Origin of the sequence: Geothrix campi, assembly GCF_024609265.1 — a bacterium.
Classification (GTDB): Bacteria; Acidobacteriota; Holophagae; order Holophagales; family Holophagaceae; genus Geothrix; species Geothrix campi.
Map to the genome: position 1 here is coordinate 1 of NZ_JANHMP010000006.1, position 8,058 is coordinate 8,058.

At 52.8% G+C, this 8,058-nt stretch carries 9 protein-coding genes; all 9 read right to left on the reverse strand.

All coding sequences use genetic code 11. From position 1 onward, the window contains the following. A partial coding sequence (locus NOV65_RS15225) for a hypothetical protein (RefSeq protein ID WP_257307565.1) occupies positions 1 to 213 on the reverse strand: 213 nt, incomplete at its 3' end. 157 nt (positions 214 to 370) lie between these two features. Beyond that, complete coding sequence (locus NOV65_RS15230) at positions 371 to 721, reverse strand: hypothetical protein (protein ID WP_257307567.1); 351 nt, start codon at positions 719 to 721, stop codon at positions 371 to 373. A gap of 133 nt (positions 722 to 854) precedes the next feature. After that, entirely contained in the window at positions 855 to 1,199 is a 345-nt protein-coding gene (locus NOV65_RS15235; RefSeq protein ID WP_257307569.1) for a hypothetical protein, read from the reverse strand. A gap of 611 nt (positions 1,200 to 1,810) precedes the next feature. Further along, positions 1,811 to 2,221, reverse strand: a complete 411-nt coding sequence (locus NOV65_RS15240) for a hypothetical protein (RefSeq protein WP_257307571.1) — start codon at positions 2,219 to 2,221, stop codon at positions 1,811 to 1,813. Between the two features lie 1,169 nt (positions 2,222 to 3,390). Further along, positions 3,391 to 3,807 (reverse strand): energy transducer TonB, encoded by a 417-nt coding sequence (locus NOV65_RS15245; protein WP_257307573.1) that lies wholly within the window; start codon positions 3,805 to 3,807, stop codon positions 3,391 to 3,393. Positions 3,808 to 5,373: 1,566 nt separating this feature from the next. Next, positions 5,374 to 5,685, reverse strand: a complete 312-nt coding sequence (locus tag NOV65_RS15250) for a hypothetical protein (RefSeq protein ID WP_257307574.1) — start codon at positions 5,683 to 5,685, stop codon at positions 5,374 to 5,376. Between the two features lie 123 nt (positions 5,686 to 5,808). Further along, on the reverse strand, positions 5,809 to 6,105 hold the full coding sequence (locus NOV65_RS15255) for a hypothetical protein (protein WP_257307577.1): 297 nt from the start codon (positions 6,103 to 6,105) through the stop codon (positions 5,809 to 5,811). A 144-nt stretch (positions 6,106 to 6,249) separates the two neighbouring features. Continuing rightward, complete coding sequence (locus NOV65_RS15260) at positions 6,250 to 6,495, reverse strand: DUF5076 domain-containing protein (RefSeq protein ID WP_257307579.1); 246 nt, start codon at positions 6,493 to 6,495, stop codon at positions 6,250 to 6,252. Between the two features lie 1,049 nt (positions 6,496 to 7,544). Next, positions 7,545 to 7,895: a hypothetical protein gene (locus NOV65_RS15265; RefSeq protein ID WP_257307581.1), complete on the reverse strand. Its 351-nt coding sequence runs from the start codon at positions 7,893 to 7,895 to the stop codon at positions 7,545 to 7,547. Positions 7,896 to 8,058 lie beyond the last annotated feature (163 nt).

The window sequence follows — 8,058 nt, forward strand, 5'->3', positions numbered from 1 at the left end:
GTATTGAGGAGATGCCTTCTTCCGTGTATTCCAGATCTCTGAGAGCGCAATCAGATCGTCAGGCGCATTGATTTTGGAGATGAGTTTGAATTCCCTGTTCCAAACGACAACCGTTCCCCAGTTCGTACCGGGCATTGAGCGAGACTCCATTGTTGTATCAGGAGAGCTGCACCCAAAGGTGATGAGTGACGCACAAAGGACGAGGCGTTTCATGGCCACTGGTGACGCCTAACGAAGGAAGCTAACCGGACACCGCCTACACCGAGGCGCTGAGCGGAGCCGAGGAAGCGAGAGGTTGAGAGAGAACGGAAAGCAATGCAGGCGGGGTCCGAGTTGAGCTAGGGGTTAGGCGCTGGCGGGAGTGCTAAAGCTATTGAATTGTAAAAAACAGGAAGACTGAAAAAATGGCTATGCTCCAGATTAGAGTGGCAATTCGCAGTTGCCGCAAATATCCTTTCGCAACCTCATTTTGATTGATCCAATCTGGCGTTTTGAAGATCACCTTGAGTTTAAAGTGCTGGCCAGCCAGGGCATTCTGATATGAAGACTCCTCCGGTGCCCACCAGAACGAGCCCATGGGCTTACCGTCAGCTATCCAAGCTTCTCGATTTGTTTCGTATTCGATGCTTATAAGCCGATCAAAACGAATCAAACTATATATCGAGATCCCGAAGAATAGGACCGCAATGAGGATGAGCAGGATGATTTGGAGATTGGTCATCGGAGACTTGGAAGCGCCTAACGAATGAAGCTAAGCGGCCACGCCTGTACCGAGGCGATGAGCGGAGCCGAGATAGCGAAATGTTGAGAGAGAGCGGAAGGCAATGCAGGCGGGGTCCGACTTGAGCGGAGGGTTAGGTTGCCGATTCGAGGCTTTTCAAGAAGGCAGGCCATTGTTTCTGGGCTTCTTGGTCGCATTCTTCAAAAATATCGCGGCCGTACTTGTGATTGTAATAGGCCCGAATGGTTCGGTTATAGCCCTGCCAATAGGCGAACTGCCTTTCCGTCACAACGCAGCCAGCAACAATCTCAGAGTGCAGCCCATAACGGGTTTCAAGAAGATTCCAATAAATCATGGAGTAGGACATACCAAGCCCATGGACCTTCATTTCGGGCTTGCCTCGCAATAGATCTACTCCGGCTCTGGCTGAACCCCAAAGGCCCGGCACAAGTAACCAAGATCCGAGGACCAGGATCATCCCGCAAATCGAAAGGCCAGCCTTGATTCGTAGGGAACTGGACTTGGGCTTCATGGGCAACCTAACGAATGAAGCTAACCGGCCCCGCCTGCACCGAGACGACGAACGAAGCCGAGGTAGCGAGAAGCTGAGAGAGAGCGGAAGACAATGCAGGCGGGGTCCGAGTTGAGCTGAGGGTTAGGCCGATGGTGGTTGAGGGTCATGGTTTTCGCAAGGAATTCGGTGAATATATAGCCCTTTGGTGGCATTAGAGGCAAAGAGTGAACTACCTGCCCCGCTCGGAGAAATCTGAAACCCGCAGTCCTTTTGAAACTTAGCCTGCGCGATAAACAGGTTGCCCAGGAACAGCAAGGTTTCGGTGTCACCTTCGATTAGAACCATGTCTTCATCCAGGCTGCGAATGGAGACCTTGGATGAGCCTTTAGAAAACTCTGAGCAGACCTGATCTGGTGAAAGCGACGGCGGATTTCTATCTGGCATCGGGAGGCCTAACGAATGAAGCTAAGCGGCCACGCCTGCACCGAGGTGATGAGCGGAGCCGAGATAGCTAAATGTTGAGAGAGAGCGGAAGGCAATGCAGGCGGGGTCCGACTTGAGCGGAGGGTTAGGCCTCACGGGAGTAGCTCACCGGGTTTCGATGGCTGAAACAATCCGGGTTCAATGAGCACCTGTTCGCAGATTACATCCAGGAACTCATCGTAGAACATGATCTTGAAGTGTTCACATTTGGTAAGATGCTGTTGTGAAAAGCTCATGAGCCACGGTGATCTTCCGAGGGAAACCATCGCGCCCTTACCTGTAGAACCCCAATCTATCGTTGTGAGTTCATAGTTCTCTACCTCTTCGGGCGTGAAGGCGTAGACCTGCGCGCGAATGAACCTCAGGTGATGGTTTTCACCTGAAGAATCTGGCAATGCGAAGTCCACAGCCAATAGGTGTGAACTCCCCGAGGCGAGATGGACCTTGAGCAGTGATGGCCCTCGCCCATCGTGATAGAAGGTTTCTGCGTGAATCGTACGCATGTGGTGAAGCCTAACGAATGAAGCTAACCGGGCCCCGCCTGCACCGAGACGATGAGCGGAGCCGAGGAAGCGAGAAGCTGAGAGAGAACAGAAGGCAACGCAGGCGGGGTCCGAGTTGAGCTAAAGGTTAGGCCGACGGGGAGACCCTTGGAACTGAGAGGAGTGGGATCAAGAACCGAAGGAGAAGAAGAAGTGCGAGGAAGTAACGAACCCAAGAAGCTAATGGCGTGAATGCCAAAGCAATCAGGATGAAGAAGAGGGCTGCGATTGGACCTTCATAAGCGTTGATTTCAAGTAAGACCCTGCAGTGCCCACACCGGCCGAGATGGGTCATCGAGACCTTCTGCGCAAGAGTGAAGGCCTGGTTGTGACATGAAGGACATTTCAAAGCGTTCATGTGGGAGCCCTAACGAATGAAGCTAACCGGCCCCGCCTGCTCCGAGGCGATGAGCGGAGCCGAGATAGCGAAATGTTGAGAGAGATCGGAAGGCAATGCAGGCGGGGTCCGAGTTGAGCGGAGGGTTAGGGCGTGCCGGATGAATCGATTCTTGCCAAATCGGGAAGCGAAAACATTGGAGATTGAAATTTAAGGCGTACCGCGAGAGCAATGTAGGTGACAAATATGGATACAGCAAGTTGTTCGAACGGTTGTGGGAACGAGGAGAAAAGGTCCTCCTCATTAGATCCGGATATCGCAAGTTCAATGAATGCCGTTCTCTTTAATTCAAAGTCCTTCGGCTCCAATTTGTGAGCAAGCATATTTCGGAGATCGTTGAGTCTTGAAATACAGTCCCACGTCCATGTCTCGGCTTTGTTTTTCATCAAAGCTCGGCAAAGTTTAGAAACTTGAGAGAATGAAAGCCTGGCTCCCATCAATTCATCTGGGTTTTCGGTTTTCGAGTAGCAGAATTCTCGAAGGAGATCTTCTATCAGTAGATGACCCTTCAGAATTATCAAGGTTTCGTTCTGAGTGCTCCATGGAATGTGCGCCCAAAATTTCAGGAATTCTGGGCTAGGTTGTTTGTCGGCCATGGATGAGCCCTAACGAATGAAGCTAACCGGACCCGCCTGCACCGAGGCGCTGAGCGGAGCCGAGGAAGCGGGATGCTGAGAGAGAACGAAAGGCAATGCAGGCGGGGTCCGAGTTGAGCTGAGGGTTAGGCCGATGGTCAGTGCATTGGGGTTCTGTCGACATAGACGACCACGGCCTTCTTGATGAATGTAGCTGGAGGAATGAATTCGTCCTTTAAGTGTGATTCATCAGTCCCCTTTGGGAAGAGTTGATAGACAAAGGTAATCCGAACCGGTCCTCTGCTGCCTGCCATGAAAACCCACTTCTTTGCTGCCTCGGATGAGGTAAAGAAGAGTTGTTTCCATACATTCGTATCGGGCATCGGCAGAACTGAACCGACCGATCCATCGGGCTTCAATGACACATCGACATCGATCACGCCACCAAGCTGCGCCATTCGGGCGAGAGGCGGATATTCCGGGGCGACTGAGTGAATGACCTTTGCTGGGGTCTCGGCTATTGCGGGAAAGCCAATGCCAAGAGCAAAGGAGCAAATGATCAAGCGACTTCGCATGGAGGATGCCTTCAATGTGAGAGGCCTAACGGATGAAGCTAACCGGATCCGCCTGCACCGAGGCGCTGAGCGGAGCCGGGGAAGCGAGATGAAGAGAAAGAGCGGGAGGCAATGCAGGCGGGGTCCGAGTTGAGCTGAGGGTTAGGCCGATCACGAGAGCACTGTGGTGCAACGAGGGCATGAACGGGCGGGCGTAAGTGGAGTGGACCCTGGAACCGTCTTGCCACATTTTGAGCAGAATCGCACTACCCTCAAATTCAGCATCAAAATTGCGAAAACAGCACAGGCCATGTAGTAGATCCCGGGTGGACGCAACCCAATTAGCCAGCCAAACAATAGAAACAGTGCCCCGGTAACGGCTCCCACATAGGGGAAAATGGTCTTTTTCAATTTGGCGTTTCGATTGAAATGCTCGAATGCAGCTGCGGCTAGAACCAAGACTCCCCAGCACGAGAAAAGAATGGCCGGAGAAATTAGCGGTGGTGTTTCTAGGGACATGTTGGAGGCCTAACGAATGTGGCTAACCGGACCCGCCTGCACCGAGGCGCTGAGCGGAGCCGAGAAGGCGAAGTAATGAGAGAGAGCGAAAGGCAACGCAGGCGGGGTCCGAGTTGAGCTAGGGGTTAGGCCGCAACTACTCAAAGGAATGGAATAGATAGAGGTTTACCCATGAGACGTAGAAGAAATAGGTATGTCAATAATCCAACAACAACTGGAGCTAAAACGAGAACATACACCCTGTAGTCTCGACCTCCGCCAATGGTAGAAACAATGAATTGCTCGACTAATTCTTTGGGGTCATCGAAGAAGAATCGATAGACACCCATTGCTGATGCGACGGCGACCAGAACGGAGATTGTTGGAATCATGATTGCCGCCTACCCAAATGATGCAGCCTAACGAATGAAGCTAACCGGACCCGCCTGCACCGAGGCGCTGAACGGAGCCGAGGAAGCGAGACGATGAGAGAGAGCGGAAGGCAATGCAGGCGGGGTCCGAGTTGAGCAGAGGGTTAGGCGCTTCGTGATTTAGAAAGGAGGCCGCCTAGCCACGCGCAAGGCAAAGTGGCTAGGGCAAGTGCTATGGGGTACCACGCAGGCCCAAAATGGTTCTGAATGGCGGTCATAGCCCCAAGAAGACTGAGAATGAAACTGATAATGCCGAGAAGAATAGCGTGGAGCATGGGATTACGGTCCGAAAGCCTTCCTGCGACGTAACAACCGATCACGGTAAAGACACATCGATAGGAAAGGGCGAGGAGATTGGACCAAAAGCTCCAGACCGGCTGGCCCCAGGCTGGAAAGAGCCTGGCTTGCTGGAGCAGATAATCAGTGGAGAGTGAAAGGCCGACCACCGTAATCCAACCGATGAGAATCGCCCCAACACTCCTTGGCAAGTTCACAGAATCCTCTAAGTGATGTGGTCTTCGGGTTGACGCCTAACGAATGAAGCTAACCGGCCCCGCCTGCGCCGAGACGATGAACGAAGCCGAGGTAGCGAGAAGGTGAGAGAGAGCAAATGGCAATGCAGGCGGGGTCCGAGTTGAGCTGAGGGTTAGGCAGATGCTCATTTGAGGAATTCTTTGTCGGTGATTAGACCCGTTCTGAAATCCAATTCATAGTGCATACAGGAGAATGTGCCAACCCAGATTCGGCCATTTTTAACATAGAGGCTGGTTATGAACTGATCACGACCTGCGGAGTATGCCCATTTTGCGAGACGTGTTGTGATGTCAAAACCTAAGAGATGCTCGCCTTTTTTCGTAATCACGAGAAGCATGTCCTCGTACAGGATTTCCCAATATCGACGACCTGATGCAGGTTGCTGATCGTAGAAGCTGCGATATTCACTACCGATTAATTGTTCTGCTTGTTGCACGGGATGCCTAACGAATGAAGCTAACCGGCCCCGCCTGCACCGAGGCGCTGAGCGGAGCCGAGAAAGCGATATGTTGAGAGAGAACGGCGGGCAATGCAGGCGGGGTCCGAGTTGAGCGGAGGGTTAGGGCGTGTCAGACACTTCGTTTTGCTTTTTCCACCTTTGGTTCATCCAGATTCCGAGCATGGCGAGTGGATGAGAAACAAAAAGAGTGTAGGTGTGCAGCTTGCTATAGAGGAAAACCGAATAAGAGGTCTCGGTAAGTTTCCCATGCTCGGCAAGGAAGTAATGGCCTGATGCCGAATGGCCATTAACTGCATCGCCTCCAATTTTGGCTGCCACTAAGACATAGACTGCAAAATTGACGATGCCGAAGATGAATGCGACTCGGCCGGCTTTGGCTAGGGTGGGGCTAATCATGAGGCAAAGCCCTAACGGATGAAGCTAACCGGACCCGCTTGCACCGAGGCGCTGAGCGGAGCCGAGGAAGCGAGAAGCTGAGAGAGAGCGGAAGACAATGCAGGCGGGGTCGGAGTTGAGCGGGGGGTTAGGCCGCGGGAACAGTCAGCCTTGTGCGGGAACGGAATCGGTTGGGGAAGACCACTCTGCGTCGAAGCCGGCTTTGATCTGATGGAGGGCTTTCTCGAAATCATATCCATCGTTGGCGTAGGCCTGTGCGGCGTGACGAGCCAAATCGACCAGGAGAATCCCCCATGCACCAGGATCATTCCAGGTCGTGTTCAAGGTGATCTGCTGCCCGCCAGTTGGCAGGATCGTGATGGTGAGGATGTCATGGGCCGGGGTGGTCAAAGTCACCTCAATGAAAGCGGCCTAACGAAGGAAGCTAAGCGGCCACGCCTGCACCGAGACGGTGAACGGAGCCGAGATAGCAAAATGTTGAGAGAGAGCGGAAGGCAATGCAGGCGGGGTCCGACTTGAGCGGAGGGTTAGGCGTGAGGTTTGCTTGATAAATGGTTCGAAATATCCTTGGAAAGTGCAATGAGCCAGGCGAGAAGGCCTGTCACGGCGACGTAAGAAAGTGACAGTGCTAATAGCAGGACGAAGAGGCCGGACCAGGTGGCATTTGGTTTGGTTATGATAATGCCTGCCTGAGCGAATCGATTGTGAAATGGGACCAGCGTTGCCACGCCGAGACTCACTGTTAATACGAAAACAAGGAAGAAGAGAACATTCACTGAGTAGAGCGGCATGTGAAGTTCTCTAGCTAACTTTTTCATTCCTGAATCACCAGGGCGGTTTCCCACGATTCTAAGCAGTCGACCCCAGGCATATGACCCGGAGATTGGTTTACCTGGGAATTTGATTGGAATGGTCATGGCTGTGATGGGAAACGCCTAACGAATGGAGCTAACCAGCCCCGCCTGTACCGAGGCACTGACCGAAGCCGAGGAAGCGAGAAGTTGAGAGAGAGCGGAAGGCAATGCAGGCGGGGTCCGAGTTGAGCTGAAGGTTAGGCCGATGCTCAAGAGTGAAGTTTCTGCTGGAAGGAGCGCCATGAGGTGTTCCAGACCCAAAGTCTGTATGGAAAGAACAGTACAAACAGCAACCCTGTATAGAGAAGGAAGCTGATTGGTGGCTGTGAGCGGGATTTAATAGCACGGCCACCATAACCGAGAATCAGAATGATGGCTGCGATGTGAAAAGCATAGACACCGAGACCAGCTGCAATTTGAATTGATGAGAGATGCCGTTTCGATGTCATTTGGGAGAGACCTAACGAATGAAGCTAACCGGACCCGCCTGCACCGAGGCGCTGAGCGGAGTCGAGGTAGCGAGAAGTTAAGAGAGAGCGGCAGGCAATGCAGGCGGGGTCCGAGTTGAGCGGAGGGTTAGGCCACTCATGGACGATTTTCGGGTTTGTATTCCCTAAGAATATAGAGATTGTATGCCTCGGCGTATTCACGGGCCTTAATGATTAGCCGGCCATGTTCGCCATTCATGCGTGCGTCGGTTGTGCCCTCGATTTCATTCGTGCCGTAGTTCTGTTTGTAGGATTGGAAATCCTTCGGGTCGGTGCCAGGAATAGTGACCGTCAGCCCGTAAACTGCCCGAAGTCGATGATCCCCTTTGGAGAGTGCAATCTGGGCATCTGTTTTGGGGTCTGCTTTTTCGACCCACTTTAAGATTTTGACTTCGATCGGATCCTGCTTCTGACAGCCAAGGATTGAACCGCCCAGAACGATGCACATCGATATAGAGAGGGGATTCAGTTCCATTGAGAGTGGCCTAACGAATGAAGCTAAGCGGCCACGCCTGCACCGAGACGATGAGCGGAGCCGAGATAGCGAGATGTTGAGAGAGAGCGGAAGGCAATGCAGGCGGGGTCCGACTTGAGCGGAGGGTTAGGCGCGT